The 16,227-nt window shown below is 72.1% G+C and carries 14 protein-coding genes; all 14 read left to right on the top strand.

What is annotated here, in order from left to right:
* Positions 1-117: 117 nt before the first annotated feature.
* The gene (locus tag OQ02_RS15210; protein ID WP_033439078.1) at positions 118-597 is read left to right on the top strand and encodes a 3-hydroxylacyl-ACP dehydratase; all 480 of its coding nucleotides are present in this window, start codon (positions 118-120) and stop codon (positions 595-597) included.
* On the top strand, positions 594-1,850 hold the full coding sequence (locus OQ02_RS15205) for a beta-ketoacyl-[acyl-carrier-protein] synthase family protein (RefSeq protein WP_033439077.1): 1,257 nt from the start codon (positions 594-596) through the stop codon (positions 1,848-1,850). Before OQ02_RS15210 ends, OQ02_RS15205 begins: the two co-directional genes overlap by 4 nt.
* Positions 1,847-2,224, top strand: coding sequence for a 3-hydroxyacyl-ACP dehydratase FabZ family protein (locus OQ02_RS15200; RefSeq protein WP_033439076.1), 378 nt, complete (start codon positions 1,847-1,849; stop codon positions 2,222-2,224). Before OQ02_RS15205 ends, OQ02_RS15200 begins: the two co-directional genes overlap by 4 nt.
* Positions 2,221-3,495, top strand: coding sequence for a beta-ketoacyl-[acyl-carrier-protein] synthase family protein (locus OQ02_RS15195; protein ID WP_033439075.1), 1,275 nt, complete (start codon positions 2,221-2,223; stop codon positions 3,493-3,495). Before OQ02_RS15200 ends, OQ02_RS15195 begins: the two co-directional genes overlap by 4 nt.
* Positions 3,495-5,807, top strand: coding sequence for a beta-ketoacyl-[acyl-carrier-protein] synthase family protein (locus tag OQ02_RS15190; RefSeq protein ID WP_033439074.1), 2,313 nt, complete (start codon positions 3,495-3,497; stop codon positions 5,805-5,807). The genes OQ02_RS15195 and OQ02_RS15190 overlap by 1 nt, the downstream gene beginning before the upstream one ends.
* The gene (locus OQ02_RS15185; protein WP_033439073.1) at positions 5,804-6,577 is read left to right on the top strand and encodes an SDR family NAD(P)-dependent oxidoreductase; all 774 of its coding nucleotides are present in this window, start codon (positions 5,804-5,806) and stop codon (positions 6,575-6,577) included. The genes OQ02_RS15190 and OQ02_RS15185 overlap by 4 nt, the downstream gene beginning before the upstream one ends.
* A complete protein-coding gene (locus tag OQ02_RS15180; protein ID WP_033439072.1) occupies positions 6,571-7,158 on the top strand; it encodes a hypothetical protein in 588 nt (195 codons plus the stop codon). Before OQ02_RS15185 ends, OQ02_RS15180 begins: the two co-directional genes overlap by 7 nt.
* A gap of 87 nt (positions 7,159-7,245) precedes the next feature.
* On the top strand, positions 7,246-7,797 hold the full coding sequence (locus tag OQ02_RS40935) for an ester cyclase (RefSeq protein WP_051772337.1): 552 nt from the start codon (positions 7,246-7,248) through the stop codon (positions 7,795-7,797).
* Positions 7,794-8,351: an ester cyclase gene (locus OQ02_RS15165; RefSeq protein WP_033439071.1), complete on the top strand. Its 558-nt coding sequence runs from the start codon at positions 7,794-7,796 to the stop codon at positions 8,349-8,351. Before OQ02_RS40935 ends, OQ02_RS15165 begins: the two co-directional genes overlap by 4 nt.
* Before the next feature lie 168 nt (positions 8,352-8,519).
* Positions 8,520-10,799 carry an MMPL family transporter gene (locus tag OQ02_RS15160; RefSeq protein WP_081915657.1) on the top strand — a complete coding sequence of 760 codons (2,280 nt, stop codon included), beginning with the start codon at positions 8,520-8,522 and terminating at the stop codon, positions 10,797-10,799.
* 74 nt (positions 10,800-10,873) lie between these two features.
* A complete protein-coding gene (locus tag OQ02_RS15155; RefSeq protein ID WP_051772335.1) occupies positions 10,874-12,475 on the top strand; it encodes an MFS transporter in 1,602 nt (533 codons plus the stop codon).
* A gap of 5 nt (positions 12,476-12,480) precedes the next feature.
* On the top strand, positions 12,481-13,416 hold the full coding sequence (locus OQ02_RS15150) for an ester cyclase family protein (RefSeq protein ID WP_156077061.1): 936 nt from the start codon (positions 12,481-12,483) through the stop codon (positions 13,414-13,416).
* A gap of 30 nt (positions 13,417-13,446) precedes the next feature.
* Positions 13,447-14,547: an FAD-dependent oxidoreductase gene (locus OQ02_RS15145; RefSeq protein WP_269321617.1), complete on the top strand. Its 1,101-nt coding sequence runs from the start codon at positions 13,447-13,449 to the stop codon at positions 14,545-14,547.
* A 131-nt stretch (positions 14,548-14,678) separates the two neighbouring features.
* Positions 14,679-16,211 (top strand): phytoene desaturase family protein, encoded by a 1,533-nt coding sequence (locus OQ02_RS15140; RefSeq protein ID WP_033439069.1) that lies wholly within the window; start codon positions 14,679-14,681, stop codon positions 16,209-16,211.
* The last annotated feature ends 16 nt before the right edge of the window (positions 16,212-16,227 follow it).

Raw genomic sequence — 16,227 nt, 5'->3', positions numbered from 1 at the left:
GATCTCTACCGGTGAGGGCGCGGTCGCCGAGCGGTGCGGGATGTCGACGCCGGAGTTCCCGCTCTCGCACTCCGGCGTCGCCATCGCGCGGGCCGTACTCGTTCTCGAAGGAGGCCCATGCGTTTCCACCTGATCGACCGGGTCGACGAGCTGGAAGCCAATCGGCACGTCGTGGCCCGCAAGGTGACCTCGCACCGCGAGGACTACTGGCGCGAACTCGGGCGCGGCCCGGAGATGCCCGCGCACCTCGTGCTGGAGTCCCTGTGCCAGGCGGGCACCTGGCTGGTGGTCACCTCCACCGAGGGCAGGCTGCGGGCCGCGTTGCTGTCGATCGACTCGGTCGTCTTCGGCGATCCGGTGCGCCCCGGCGACGTGCTCACCCTGACCGGCGGCGTGGAGTCGATCAGCGACGAGATCGCGGTGCTGTCCGGCACGGCGTCGGTGGACGGCAAGGTCGTCCTGGAGGCCGAGTCCATCATGTGCGCGCTGATCGCGGCCGACCAGCTCGACTCGCCCGAGGAGACCGAGCGCATGCGGCACCAGCTCGCCGGGCACCTGCCCGTGAAGCAGCTCGTCGCCGCGGGCGGTGCCCGGTGAACCGCAGGGTCGCCATCACCGGCATCGGCGCGGTCACCCCGCTCGGCAACGACGCGCCGTCCACGTGGGAGGCGATGCGGGCCGGACGCAGCGGGGTCGGCACCCTGGAGACGTTCGACGCCACCGAGTTCCCGGTCCGGATCGCGGGTCAGGTGCGCGGGTTCGACCCGGCCACCGCGATCCCGGCCGGCCACGACCGCAAGCACCTCTCCCGTGCGGCCACCTACGGCGTGGCGGCGGCCTACGAGGCGCTGCGGGACGCGGGGGAGAGCTGGCAGGACATCGACCCCTACGACCGAGGGGTCTCGATCGGCGCCACCGTGGGCCGGCCGGAGTTGCAGGAACTGGTCGACATGTCGCACCTGATGGAGTCGAGCGGCCGGAGCCGGTACTACCGGCAGGCGCCGGGGGACGTGCTGCTGCGCGACCAGAACGTCGGCGCGGCGTCGATCGCGCGGGCCGCGGGGTGCCGCGGGCCGGTGATCAACGTCAGCACCGCGTGCGCGGGCTCGGCACACGCCCTCGGCGAGGCGTTCCGCCGGGTGCAGGAGGGCGACTGCCGGATGATGCTCGCCGGCGGCTTCGACACCCTCACCACCTGGATGGACGTGCTGGGGTTCTCCCTGCTCGGCGCGCTGGCCACCGAGTTCAACGACGACCCGCAGGCGGCGTCCCGGCCGTTCGACGCGACCCGGTCCGGGTTCGTGCTCGGCGAGGGCGCGGTGGTCGCGGTGCTGGAGGACTGGGACACCGCGGTCGCCCGGGGAGCGCGCATCCACGCCGAACTCGCCGGGTACGGCTCCACCCTCAACGCCTACCGGATCACCGACTCGCCCCCGGACGGCGGCGGTGCGATCTCCGCGATGCGCGACGCGCTGGACGAGTCCGGAGTGGACCCTCCCGGGATCGACTACGTGGTGGCGCACGGCACCGGCACGCCGGGCAACGACCTGAGCGAGACCAGGGCGATCAAGGCGGTGTTCGGGCCGCACGCGGGCGCGCTGTCGATCAGCTCGCCGAAGTCCATGACCGGTCACCTGACCTCGGCCGCGGCGGGGGTGAACCTGGTCGCCGCGCTCGGCGCGCTGCGCACCGGGGTCGTGCCGCCGACGGTGAACCTGCGCACCCCGGACCCCAAGCTGGACCTGGACTACGTGCCGCTGGTCGCGCGTGAGCGCGAGGTGCGCGCCGTGCTCGTGAACGCGTTCGCCTTCGGTGGCACGAACGCCGCATTGGTGGTGCGTCAGCCATGACCCCACTCGACCGGGTCGAGAGCCTGGTGGCGGGCGAGCGTGCCACCGCGGTGCGGCACGTGCCGCACACCCTGCAGGTGTTCGAGTCTCACTTCCCCCGGTTCCCGGTGCTGCCCGGCGTGATGATCATCGAGGACCTGGTGGCGGTGGCGAACCTGGTGCTCGACGACGGTCCGTGGCGGCTCGCCGGCGCCGGTCGCGTCCGCTACCGGCACTTCGTGCGGCCCGGCGACGTGCTGCGGCTGGACGTGGACGTCACCAGCCGGTCCGCGGGCACCGCCACGTGTTCGGCCACCGCGCGGGTGGACGGCCGGACCGTCACCACCGTGCGCACCTTGAGCCTGCACCGCGTCGAGACGGGGGAGTTCCTGTGAACAGTGTCGCGATCACCGGCATCGGGCTGCTGACCGGCCTCGGCACCGGCAGGCAGGAGACCTGGAAGCGGCTGCTCGACGGCGACACCGCGATCCGGCGGGTCACCGGGTACGACCCGTCCTCCTTCCGCACCCGGTTGGCCGCGGAGGTCGACGACTTCCGGCCGGAGCGGTTCGCGCCGCGCCGCAGCCTGCGGATGGCGACCCGCAACGACCAGTTCGCGATCGCGGGCGCGGTGCTCGCGGTCGAGGACTCCGGCATCGACTTCGACACCTGCGACCCCGGCCGGGTCGGTGTGTTCGTCGGCGGCAACAAGGAGATCTCCAACCCCGACCACATGCTGGCCGGTGCGCTGGCGGGCCGCCGCGAGGACGGCGTCGCGGACGTGCGGCAGCTCGGCCGGCGGTACAGCTCGGCCTTCTACCCGCTGTACTACGTGGAAGGGCTGCAGGCCGCCTCGCTGTTCTACATCTCCCAGCGCTACGGCCTGACCGGCCCGAACGCCTACTTCCACGGCACCGCGGACGCGGGCGCCACCGCGATCGGCCGGGCGTTCCGGTCGATCGGCCGGGGCGAGTCGCAGGTCGCCATCGCGGGCGGCTTCGACGACGCGGCCTCGTGGTGGACGGCGTCCAAGATGGACGGTCTCGGGGTGCTCACCACCGACAACGACCGCCTCGCCGAGGCGTTCCGACCCTACGACGTGGAGCGCTCCGGCTCGGTGCTCGGCGACGGCGCCGCGTTCGTGGTGCTGGAGGACGCGGAGCGGGCCCGCCAGCGCGGCGCGCACGTGTACGCCGAGATCACCGGGGTGGCCGCCACCTTCGACGGCCGGTTGCTGACCCCGGAGCCGACCGGCGGGCCACTGGCCGTGGCCATCACCAAGGCCCGCGCGCAGGCGGGCGCCGAGATCGACTTCGTGGCCACGCACGGCTGCGCGACGAAGCTCGGTGATGTGTCCGAGGCCAGGGCGCTGCGCAGCGCCCTGGGCACGGGTGCGTGCGCGAGCAGCGTGAAACCGGCGACCGGGCACCTGGTCGCCGCGGCCGGCGCGCTCAACGTCGCGGTCTGCGCGCTGGCCATCGACGCGGGCGCGGTCCCGCCGACGCTCAACCTGGACCGGCCGGACCCGGACTGCGACTTCGACTGGGTCGCCGGCCAGGCCCGCCCGTTGCGGGTGCGCAACGCCATCGCGATCGGCCGTGGCCTGGAAGGCCAGCAGGTCGCGGTCGCGCTGGGCGCACCGGGCGAAACGAGAGGAACGTCGTGATGACGGAGACGGGGACGGGGACGGTCGGGGTCGCCATCGTCGCGGTCGGCGCGGTCACCGCGCAGGGACCGGCCGCGGCCGACCTCTGGGAGGGCGCGCTGGCCGGACGGGTCGCGATCCGGCCGGTGCAGCACCTGCCCATGGACGGGCTCAGCACCAAGATCGCCGGGGAGGTCGAGTCGGTGCCCGACCCCCGCCGCCGCTACCCGCGACCGGACGGGTTCACCGAGCGCGCGTTGGACCTGGCGCTGGCCGCGGCCGACGAGGCGCTGGCCGGGCCAACCGCCGGGCTGATCGACCGGGACCGGTTCGGGGTGGTGCTCGGCACCTGCAACGCCGGCCTGCTCTCCGGCCGGGAATGGCTCCGCGTCGACGCCGAAGGCGGCACCCCCGACCCGAAGCTGGCCGACCTGGTCACACCACAGGCACTCGCCGAGGCGGTGGCCGCCGACTTCGGGCTGCGCGGCCCGGTGCTGGCGGTCAACACCGCGTGCGCGTCCGGCGCCAACGCCATCGGCCTGGCCGCGGACCTGGTCCGCACCGGCCGCGCGGACGCCATGCTGGCCGGCGGCACCGACGCGTTGTCCGACGTCGTGCTGGCCGGGTTCAACTCGCTGGAGTCGCTTTCGCCCGACCCGGCCGCGCCGTACTCGGGCAACCGGTCCGGGCTGTCCCTCGGTGAGGGGAGCGGGCTGGTCCTGCTGGTCGGCACCGGACTGGCCGAACGGCTCGGCCTGACCTGCCTGGCCGAGGTCGCGGGCTACGGGCTGTCCTCCGACGGCTACCACGCCACCGCGCCCCGGCCGGACGGCTCCGGTGCGGCGAACGCCATCCGCGGCGCGCTGCGGCAGGGCGGCGTCGACCCCGCCGACGTCGGGTACGTCAACGGGCACGGCACCGGCACCCCGAAGAACGACCCGGCCGAGACCAAGGCGATCCGGCTCGCGCTCGGCCCGGCCGCCGACGACGTGCTGGTCAGCAGCACCAAGTCGATGGTCGGGCACCTGCTCGGCGCGGCGGGCGCGGTCGAGGGGATCGTCACCGCGCACGCGGTCGCCCGGCGGCTGGCGCCACCGACCGCCGGCTACCTGACCGCCGACCCGGAGTGCGACCTGGACTACCTGCCCGACGGCGCCCGCCCGTTCGACCGGCCGTTCGCGCTGAGCAACAACTTCGCCTTCGCCGGGGCCAACGCGGCGCTGCTGCTGGCCAGGCCCGGCACCCCGTACACCCGGCCGGTCCGGGACGCCGACGACGTGGTGATCACCGGGGTGTCCGCGCTGACCCCGGCGGGGCACGGCATCGACGCCGCCGCTTCGGCCGTGCTGGCGGGCGTCCCGGTCGGCGCCGCCGAGCACGGGCTGCTGCTCGGCCGGGTCGACGTCGACCCCGAGCCGTACCTCAGCCGCAAGCTGCGCCGCAGGATGGACCGGCTCGGCGTGCTCAGCGTGATCTCGGCCGCGGACGCGCTGCGTGCCGCCGGGATCGAACCGGGTTCACCGCAGGCCGCCGAGGTCGGCGTGCTCTTCGGCACCGGCACCGGGCCGATGGAGGCCATGCGGAAGTTCGTGGTTCCGCTGCTGTCCGACGGACCCGCCGCGGCCGATCCCGCCGTCTTCCCCAACACGGTCTACAACCAGGCCGCGGGCCAGGTCGCGCTGCACCTGGGCCTGTACGGGCCGACCTCGACGCTGTCGGTCGGGCACGCCACCGGCGCGGCGTGCGTCGGCTACGCGGCGGACCTGATCGCGGATCGACACGTTCGGGCCATGGTCGTGACCGTGACGGATACGCTCACCGACGAGGTGGTCCGCGCCTACGACGCCCAGGGAGCCTTGTGTGGGGATGCCGCCTTCGCGCTGGCCGAGGGCAGTGTCGCGCTCGTGCTGGAGAGCCGCGCCTCCGCTGACGCCCGCGGCGCCACCGTGCTCGGCACGGTCCTCGGACACGGCAACGCCTCCGACGCGAGCCGCAGCAGGCGCTGGGACGCCCGTGGCCGCGGCATGGAGCGGGCGATGACCGCCGCGCTGACCGACGCGGGCCTCGCACCGGCCCGGATCGAGCAGGTGTGGCTGGCCGCGGCCGGGCTCACCGCGGCCGACCGGCCGGAATCGCTCGCCGTCGACCGGGTCTTCGGGCCCGCCGGCCCGGTGCGGCACGCACCCAAGCGGGTGCTCGGCGAACCCATGGGGGTCGGACCCGCGCTGTGCCTCGCGCTCGCCGTGCACGGTCGCGGTGGCCCGGTGCTCGTCAACGGCTCGTCGCTGGGCGGCACGCACCATTGCCTGGTAGCAGGGAGGAACAACGGATGAAGCTGGCAGACCGGGTCGCCTTGGTGACCGGTGGTTCGCGAGGTATCGGCGCGGCCATCTGCAAGAGGCTGGCCGCGGACGGCGCCACGGTCGCGGTCAACTACCGCTCGGGGGAGGCCGAGGCGGCCAAGACCGTCGCGCAGATCGAGGAAGCGGGCGGACGCGCGTTCGCGGTGCGCGGCGACGTGTCCGACTACGACGACGCGGGCAGGCTGGTGCAGCAGGTCGTCGACGAGTGCGGCGACCTGCACGTGCTGGTCAACAACGCGGGCATCGCCAAGGACGCGTTGATCTACTCCATGGAGCCGGGCGACTGGGTGGAGGTGATGCGGGTCAACTTCGGCGGCGTGTTCAACTGCACCAAGAACGTCCTGCCGCACTTCATGTCCCGCGGCGACGGCGTCGTGGTGAACGTGTCCTCGGTGATGGGGGAGCGCGGCTGGGTCGGCGAGTCCAACTACGCCGCGTCCAAGGGCGCGGTGAACGCGTTCACCCGCTGCTGCGCGATGGAGACCGCGCGGTTCGGCATCAGGGTCAACGCCGTGCTGCCGGGGTTCTCGCCGACCGAACTGGTCGCCGGGCTCACCGAGGGCGACGCGGGCAAGGGCATCAAGCGGCAGGTGCCGCAGCGCCGCTTCGGCGGCACCGAGGAGGTCGCCGAGGTCGTCCGGTTCCTGGCCGGCCCGGAGTCCAGCTACATGACCGGCTCGTTCGTGACCGTCGACGGTGGCGCGATGACCGCGCTCGGATTGGGCAGGCCCACGTGGTAGCCGACAGCACGGACACCTCCTGCGACACCTGGCTGCCCGAGTACCAGTGGCGCACGCACCACTCGCGGGTGATCGACGCCGACCCCGCCGCCGTGGGCCGCGCGGTCCGCGCGGTGACCCCCGGCGACATGTACGTGTTGCGGCCCTTGGTGTTCGTCCGCAGCATCCCGGCCAGGGTGATGCGCGACGAGAAGCGGTTCCTCGGCGCGGACCTGCCGGTCCTGGAAGGCCTCATCCAGGGCGTCGGCGCGTTCACCCTCGCCGAGGTGCCCGACGGCGACCTGGTGGTGGGCTTCGTCGGTGAGCCCTGGGGGCTGCGGCAGCACTGGCTGACGCTCACCCCGCAGGAGTACCTGGACTTCGACGAGCCGGGGAACATCAAGGGGCTGATGGCCTTCTCGCAGACGACCGACGAGCGCGGCACCAGGTTGCGCACCGAGACCAGGGTGCACGCCACCGACCCGCGCTCGCGCCGCAAGTTCCGGTTCTACTGGGCGATGATCGAGCCGTTCAGCAGCCTGATCCGGCGTGACTGGCTCGCCGCGGCAGCACGTGCCGTGGAGGACAAGACCGGGAAGTAGCACCACCGGACCCAACGGCCGGCGTCTCGTGCGCGACGGCCATGTCGTGCTGCCCGGAAACGGGCGCGGTACTCGGAATGGAGCACTATGCCGAACGACAAGAACTCGACCGATCCGGACATCAGGGCGATCGCCGGCCGGGTCCTCGACGAGCTGTGGAACAACCGCGACCTCGGGGTGATCGACCGGCACTTCAGCAGCGAGATCGTCACGTACGTGCCGTTGCCCGGCCAACCCGTGATCAAGGGCATCCCGGGCCTGAAGGACCTCGCCACCCAGATGTTCGTCGCGCTGCCCGACCTGGCCCGCCGGACGCACGAGGTGATAGGCCAGGGCGACAAGGTCCTGGTGCGCGGCGAGCTGACCGGCACGCACAGAGGCGCGCTGATGGGCATACCGCCGACCGGTCTGCCGACCAGGCTGCCCGAGCACGTGATCCTGCGGTTCGAGCGGGGCGAGATCGTCGAGATGTGGCAGCAGGCCGACTACCTCGGCGTGCTCGCCCAGCTGGGCGTCACGCCCCCGGAGGGCGCGAGCCCGTTGGGCACCATCGCCCACACCGTGAAGACCGTCGGCAGGTTCGGCGCCCTGATCGTCAAGGACAAGCTCGCGCAGCGGAAGAAGGCCCAGGCCCGATGACAACCAACGACTCCCCCGTCAGCGGGACAGCGGCGGTCCGACCCGCGTTCACCCTGACCAGGGAACACATCCTGATGGTCTCGGACCTGTCCTGGTCCGAGGACAACTCGCGTGCCCTGAAGTGGTACGCGCCGGACTACCGGTGCCACCTGCCGGGGCGGCCGGTGCTCGTGGGCGGCCGGCAGTTCCTGGACACCCTGAGCATGGTGCGCAACGCCAAGCCGGACGTGAAGATCGACTGGCACGACATCATGATCGACGGCAACACCGCGGTGCTGCACGTGACCTTCCGCGGGCACCACCTCGGCAACCTGTTCGGCATCCCGCCCACCGGCAGGCTGCTGGAGATCGGCGAGATCATCATCGAGAAGTACGACGACGAGGGCCGCATGGTCGAGTTCCGCCAGGAGGGCGACTACGCGGGCATGCTGTCGCAGATGGGCATCGTGCCGCCACCGGGCACCGGCCCGCTCGGCATGATCGTGCACTCGGTGAAGACCGCGGTCCGGCTCACCGTGCTGGACCGCAGGAACCGCAAGGCCGGCGGCCGGTAGGACGCACCCGACCCCGCCGGCAGCGGGGACCACCCTCGAAGGCCACCGCCCCGACACCACGTCCCGGCGGTGGCCTTCGACGCGTGGTGGGCCGGGTGTATCCGTCGCGGCGCGCACCGGATCAATACCGGTGAGTGGGTGGCAGGCCGACGGGGCGCTGCCGCGGGCATGCGAACCAGAACGGAGCTCCAGGTGCTCGAACGCATCGGCCGGGCGATCGCCGCCGGCCCCAAGACGTTCCTGCTGGTGATCATCGCTTTCGTGGCGATCAGCGGCGCCATCGGCTCGGGCGTGGTGAGCAGGCTCGCCAGTGGCGGCTTCGAGGACCCGGCGGCCGAGTCGTCCATCGCCAAGGACGTCCTCGCCAGGGACCTCGGCATCGCGAGCCCTAACCTGGTGCTGCTGGTGACCGCGCCGGACTCCGTCGACTCCCCGCAGGCGCAGCGGGTGGGCGCCGGGTTGGCCGCCGACCTCGCCGCGGAGCCGGAGATCAGCCAGGTCGTCTCCTACTGGACGGCGGACCGCAACCCCGGCCTGCGCGACGCGGACGGCCGCTCCGCGCTGGTGGTCGCCCACATCGGCGGCGACGAGAACGCTGCGGCCAAGCGCGTGGACGGGCTGCGCGAGCGGTACGCGGGCGTCCGCGACGGCGTCGAGGTCAAGCTCGGCGGCAGCGTGGCCGCCGCGTTCGACACCGAGACCGCGGCACAGGCCGACCTGCAGGCCATGGAGAAGCTCGCCTTCCCGATCCTGTTCCTGGTGCTGGTCCTCGTCTTCGGCAGCCTGGTCGCGGCGCTGCTGCCGATCCTGATGACGATCCCGGTCGTCATCGGCGTGCTGTTGCTGCTGCGGATCATGTCGGAGTTCATGAGCGTGTCGGTGATCGCCATGAACGCGGCCACCATCATCGGACTCGGACTCGCCATCGACTACAGCCTGTTCGTGGTGTCGCGCTACCGCGAGGAGATCCAAGCCCGCGGCGGTGACGTGACCGACCGCGCGGTCCGCTCGGCGGCCATCGCCGCGGCCGTGCGCACCGCCGGCCGCACCGTGCTGTTCTCCGCGCTCACGGTGACCCTCTCGCTCGCCGCGCTGGCGATCTTCCCGCTGTACTTCCTGCGCTCCATCGCGGTGGCCGGCATCGGGGTGGCGTTGTTCGCCGCGCTCGCCGCCGTCATCGTGGTGCCGACGCTGCTCGCGCTGTTCGGGTCGAAGATCGACAGCCTGGACGCCCGCAAGCTGTTCCGGCGCGGCAAGGCGAAGGCGCCGCGGACGCAGGAGAGCGGCTTCTGGTACCGGCTGGCCAGCCTCGTCATGCGCTACCCGGCCCGTATCGCGGTCGGGGTGGTACTGGTGCTGCTGGTCCTCGGCACGCCGTTCCTGCGGGTGGAGTTCAGCCTGCCCGACGACCGGCAGCTGCCGATGAGCTCGCAGAGCAGGCAGGTCGGCGAGGCGGTGCGCACCGGGTTCACCTCCCGTGAGGCGGACACCATCACCGTGGTAGCGGACACCCCGGGCGTCGGCAAGGACGACATCGCCGCGTACGCCAGTGCGCTGTCCCGTGTGCCCGGGGTGGCGGAGGTCGTCTCGGCGGCCGGCACCTACACCGCGGGCTTGGCCGGCAGGCCGTCGCCGGAGAGCGGCAGGATGCTCAACGACAAGGGCACCTTCCTCAAGGTGGTGCCCTCCGTGGAGGCGTTCTCCGACCAGGGCGGGCAACTGGTCGGCGACCTGCGGGCGGTGCCCGCGCCCTGGCCCGCGAAGATGGCCGGCGCCGGTCCCGCGCTCTACGACACCAAGGCCACGCTGGCCGATCGGCTCCCGCTGGTCCTCGGCTTCATCGCGCTGGCGACCTTCGTCCTGCTGTTCCTGTTCAGCGGCAGCGTGGTGCTGCCGATCAAGGCGCTGATCCTCAACGTGCTCAGCCTCAGCGCCACGTTCGGAGCCATGGTGTGGGTCTTCCAGGACGGTCACCTGTCCGGACTGCTGGACTTCACCCCGACCGGGGCGCTGACCGCGGTGTCGCCGATCCTGATGTTCTGCCTGATCTTCGGGCTGTCCATGGACTACGAGGTGTTCATGCTCTCCCGGATCAAGGAGGGCTACGACCGCACCGGCGACCCGGTCGGCTCGGTGGCGAGCGGGCTGCAGCGCACCGGCGGGCTGATCACGGCCGCTGCGGCGCTGATGGGCGTCGTGACCGTCGCCGGCGTGTTCACCAGCTCGATCGCGTTCCAGAAGATGTTCGCGCTCGGGCTGACCCTCGCGTTGCTCGTCGACGCGTTCGTGGTGCGCGGCCTGCTGCTGCCCGCGTTCATGCGGTTGATGGGCCGCGCGAACTGGTGGGCTCCCGCCCCGCTGCGCCGGCTGCACCGCAGGATCGGGATCGCCGAGCACGACGACCCGCCCGTCCCGCAGCCCGTCCTCGCCGGATCGACGTACCGCTGACCGGCCGAGCCGGCTTCACATCTCACCCCCGACCAGGGCACACGCCAGGGTCTGACAGGGCTAGGAGCAACATCATGGACCGTGCCACCGTCCACCAGCGCCGCTGGCGGATCCTGGCCGTGCTGTGCCTGAGTCTGATCATCATCGGGATGGACAACCTGATCCTGAGCCTGGCGCTGCCCAGCGTGCAGCAGGACCTGCAGGCCGACGGCAGCCAGCTGCAGTGGATCGTGGACTCGTACACCTTGGCGTTCGGCGGGCTGCTGCTGCTCGGCGGCGGCCTCGGCGACCGGTTCGGCCGGCGCCTGATGCTGCTCGCCGGGCTGACCGCGGTGCTGGGCTTCTCCATCGGAGCCGCCTACGCCGGCAGCGCCGAGATGCTGATCGCGATGCGCGCCGGCATGGGTGTCGGCGGTGCGTTCGTCATGCCCGCCACGCTGTCCATCATCAAGGACGTGTTCCCCCGCGAGGAGCAGGCCAAGGCGATCAGCGTCTGGGCGGGCTCCGGCGCGATCGGCGTGCCGCTCGGCCCGGTGCTCGGCGGGCTGCTGCTGGAGAACTACTGGTGGGGCTCGGTGTTCCTGCTCGCGGTGCCGGTGGTGCTCGCCGCCATCATCGCGGTGCTGGCCATCGTCCCGGAGTCCCGCAACCCCGGCCGCACCAAGTTCGACCTGGTCGGCGTGCTGTTGTCGGTCGGCGGCCTCGGCGCGCTGGTGTACGGCCTGATCGAGGCGCCGCACTACGGCTGGGACGACCCGCTGCCGCTGTCCATCATGGCCGGTGGCGTGCTCGGGATCGTCCTGTTCGTGCTGTGGGAGAAGAAGAGCTCGGCGCCGATGCTGCCGCCGAGCCTGTTCCGCAGCCCGGCGGTCGGCGGCAGCGCGGTGGCCATGTTCTGCGTCAACTTCTGCCTGTTCGGCCTGCTGTTCGGGGTGAGCCAGTACTTCCAGTTCGTCAACGGGCACGGTCCGCTCGCCTCGGGGCTGCGGCTGCTGCCCGTGCTCACCGCGATCGCCGGCGCGCCGATGGGGCAGAAGCTGGCGGAGAAGTTCGGCCTGCGGTTCGTCGCGGTCGTCGGGCTGATCGTGCTCGCCGCGAGCATGGTCACCATGGCCGCGGCGGACGGGGCCGGCGAGTCGCTGGTGCTGGTCGCGCTGGCGTTGTTCGGCTTCACCATGGGCTTCACCATTCCCGCGTGCGCCAACACGATCCTCGCCTCCGCCCCGGACGAGCAGGGCGGCGCCGCCTCCGGTCTGACCGACGCCACCCTCCAGGTGGGCGGCTCGCTCGGCATCGCGGTCATGGGCAGCGTCCTGGCCACGTCCTACCGCGACGGACTGCCCAACCTGGTCGGCGTGCTGCCGCCGGAGGCGTCCGCGGCCGTGCAGGACTCCCTCGGCGGGGCCAACGAGGTCGCCCGGCGCATCGGCGGTGACAGCGGCCACGGCCTGATGGAACTGGTGTCGCCCGCCTTCGTCTCCGCGTTGACGGACGCGATGCTGGTCGGTGGCGCGGTCGCCGTCGGCGGCGTGCTGGTGGCGGCCCTGCTGCTGCCCTCGCGCAAGGCCCAGGCCGCCGCGAACACCCGGCCGGAGCATGAAATCGAACTCCCGAACAGCCCGACCGTGACGCTGCCCGATCGCCGGCCGGTCGGCTCCGTCAGCGAGGAAAGGTGATGACCGTGCGGAAGAAGACAATCCGACGACTGCTGGTGGTGGCGGTGGTCGCGGTGATCGTCGCCGTGCTCAACTCCGGCGGCGCGGGCGCGCAGCCCGAACTGCCGGGCGGCGGCGTGGCCGGCACCGGCACCGACGCGCAGGGCGAGCAGAGCAAGCAGGTGGTGCTCGGCTTCTACCTCGACGTGCTGGCCGCCAACCGGCTGGACCGGGTGCGCGACTACCTCGCCGAGGACTACGTGCAGCACAGCCCCGGCCTGCCCGGCACGGTCGACGGCTACCTCAAGACCTACGCCCAGCTGCACGACACGTTCCCCGACCTGCTGGCGCGCATCGACAAGATCGTGGCGCACGGTGACAAGGTGATGATGCTCAACACCTTCCGCGGCACGCACAAGCAGAGCGGCAGGCAGCTGGACTTCGAGACCGCCGAGCTCTACCGGGTGGCGGACGGCAAGATCGTGGAGCACTGGGACGCGGTGGACTACGCCGCGATGGACGAGCTGGGCGTGGTGTTCCCCCGGGGGGAGCAGCCTTCCACCGCCACCAACTGGACCGGCACCGAGCAGCAGCGGCAGAACCTCGGCAGGCTGTTCCTGACGATCGACTCGCTCTACGCGCACCCCGAGGCGCCGGTGCGCGGCTTCCTCGCCAAGGACGTCATCCAGCACACCAGGGGCCTGGGTCACGGCCTGCTCGACTTCAAGCAGAACCTGATCGGCTACCGGGAGCGCTTCCCGGACCTCACCATGCAGGTCACGCACACCGTCGCGGACAACGACAACGTGGTGGTCTTCTGGTACTGGAAGGGGCACGAGAAGGACACCGGCGAGGAGCTGGTGCTCAACCGGGCGGACGTCTTCCGGGTCGCGGGCGGTCAGTTCGTGGAGCACTGGAGCCGCATCGACTACCGGGCCGCGAACCCGTTCGGCCTGAAGTAGCCGGCACCGACGAGGGAACGGACGACCACGGTGGCTCCATTGTCAGCGATCATCGTCGGGGGTGGTGTGAGCGGACTCGCCCTGTCCGGCATGCTGACCCGGCAGGGTGCCGACGTCACGGTCCTGGAACGCGCGCAGCGGCGCCGCGACGGACTGGCGATCACGTTGTGGCCCAACGCGTTGCTCGCGCTCCGGCACTCCGGCGGCGAGGACGTGTACGAAGCGGTCACGAAGGTCTGCGAGCCGATCGGCGCGGCCCGGATGTTCACCTCGCGCGGTCAGGTCGCCGGGATCGACCTCGGCTTCCTCGTCGACCGGTTCGGCCTGTCCGGCCAGGGCGTCACACGGGCCGAACTGCTCGACGCGCTGGCCGGCACGGCGGGGGTGGACATCCGCTACGGCTGCGAGGTCACCGGGGTCGACCCGCGGGGCACGGTCACCCTGGCGGGCGGGGAGACGCTGCGCGCCGACGTGGTGATCGGCGCGGACGGCGTCGGTTCCGCGGTGCGCCGGGCGCTGCTCCCACCGGGTACCGGCGACGGCAGGGAGAACCCGCTGCACAGCTGGCAGGGTGTGGTCGACCGGGGCGACTGGGACTCGCCGGGCGCGGACTTCTTCTTCACCGGCAGGGGAACCTACGGGGTGATGCCGCTGACCGGGAACCGGGCCTACTGGTTCGTCGACGGGTCACCGGACGCCCCGCCGACCGGCGCGGGCTGGCCGGCCGTGATCAGCGCGCTGGTGGACGCCACCCCGGCGGACCGGATCTTCCCGGGCGAGGCCTGGGACCGGCGTCCGGCGCGCGGCTGGGGCCAGGGCCGGGTGACGCTGCTCGGCGACGCGGCGCACCCGATGCTGCCCACCATCGGCCAAGGCGCCTGCATGGCGTTGGAGGACGCGGGCGTGCTGGCCGCGAGGCTGGCCGCGATCAGCGATCCGGCCGCCGCGCTGCGTTCCTACGAGCAGGACCGCTACCCCCGCGTGCACAAGACGTTCAAGCGTGCGCGCGGCATGCTCCGGCTGCGCAGCATGCCCACTCCGGTGCGGGACCGGGTGCTCGCGTCCATGCCGGGCCGGGCGATGACCCACCTGTTCACCGCGCCGACCATCCCCATCCCCGAGTTCCGCTGAACTCCGGCAAGCCCTCCCGAGCCCGGCCGTCCCGCGATTCGCCGGGGTGGCCGGGCTCTTCGGTGTATCCGCCCGCGCGCGCACCGGATCTCTAGTGGTGAGAACAGTTTCCGACCGGGACGAGGACCGAGATGGCTGATGCCCTTCCGCAGGCACTGTCCGATCAGTACGACTGCGTCATCGTGGGCAGTGGCCTCGGCGGCCTGGCTGCCGCCGCGTACCTGGCGAAGTTCGGACGCCGGGTGCTCGTGCTCGAACGCGGTGCGGGGATCGGCGGCTACGCACACCCGTTCCAGCGCGACGGCCGCTACTACGACCCGGCGATCCACGTGGTGCCGGGAGCGGCCGAGGGCGGCACCATCGACTCGCTGCTGAAGTACCTCGACGTGCGGGACATGTGCGAGTTCGTCGAGTCGGACTCGCTGTACCGGGTCGTGATCGGCGACACCCGACTCGACGCCCCGTTCGGCGCGGCTTCGTTCATCGACGCGCACGTGCAGGAGTTCCCGCACGAGGCGGAGGGCATCCGCGGGTTCTTCGCGCTGTGCGAGAAGTTCCTGGAGGAGGCGCACCAGGTGCCGGTGCAGCTCTCGGTCAAGGAGCTCGGCGCGGCGGTCGAGCGGTTCCCGACGCTGTTCACCAACCGCACCCGCACGCTGGACGACGTGGTCGGCCAGTTCATCAAGGACCCCCGCTGCAAGGCGTTCTGCACGGCGGGCTGGCCGTACATGGGCCTGCCGCCGTCGCAGCTGTCCTTCGAGCTGTTCGCCCGGTTCCTGTTCACCCAGATGCACGGCCTGTACCACTGCAAGGGCGGGTTCCAGCACCTGGTGAAGGCGTTCGTGACCGCGATCGAGCGGTGCGGCGGGACCATCCTCACCAACACCCCGGTCACCCGGATCGAGGTGCGCGACGGCCGGGCGGTCGGCGTCGAAGTGGCCGGGAGCCCGCTGTTCCCGGCCCCCGTGCTGGTGCGCGCGCCCGTGGTGATCTCCAACGCGGACGCCACCCACACGTTCGAGGACCTGGTCGGCGAAGAGCACCTGCCGACCGCGTACCTGCGGCGGTTGCGCTCGCTGCGGCCGTCCATGTCGATGTTCGTGGTGTACGCGGCCAGCACCGTGGACATCGCCGCGATGGGCGGCGCGCACGAGACGTTCATCTACGAGGACCACGACATGGACGCGAACTTCGCGGGGTTCGCGGAAGGCCGGGCGCCCGGGACGGTGGTCGTCGTGCCGACGCTGCTCGACCCGTCGCTCGGGCCGCCCGGTGAGCACCTGGTGACCTCGACGGCGCTCGCGCCGTACGACTCGCCCAAGCCGTGGGACGAGCTGAAGCCGATCCTCGAGGACCGCTACCTGGACCTCATCGAGAAGCTGTACCCGGGGTTCCGCGCCGGGCTGACCTTCGTCTCCAGCGCCACCCCGCTCACCATGGAGCGCTTCACCCGCAACCGCTCCGGCGCCGCCTACGGCTGGGAGAACACCCCCGCGCAGGCCGGCAGCAAGCGGCTGACCTACACCACGCCGATCGAGGGCCTGTACCTGGCGGGCCACTGGGCGCAGGCGGCGAGCGCGCTGCGCGTGATCGTCTCCGGGACACACGCCGCGCAGCAGATCCTGCAGTCCGAGGGCGTGAGCGCGGTCGGGCCGCAGTGGTGACCAGGCAACCAGTGAC

It is taken from the genome of Saccharothrix sp. NRRL B-16314 (assembly GCF_000716595.1).
Taxonomy (GTDB): domain Bacteria; phylum Actinomycetota; class Actinomycetes; order Mycobacteriales; family Pseudonocardiaceae; genus Actinosynnema.
The sequence above is the reverse complement of the archived record's forward strand: the minus strand, read 5'-3'. Positions and strand labels throughout refer to the sequence as shown.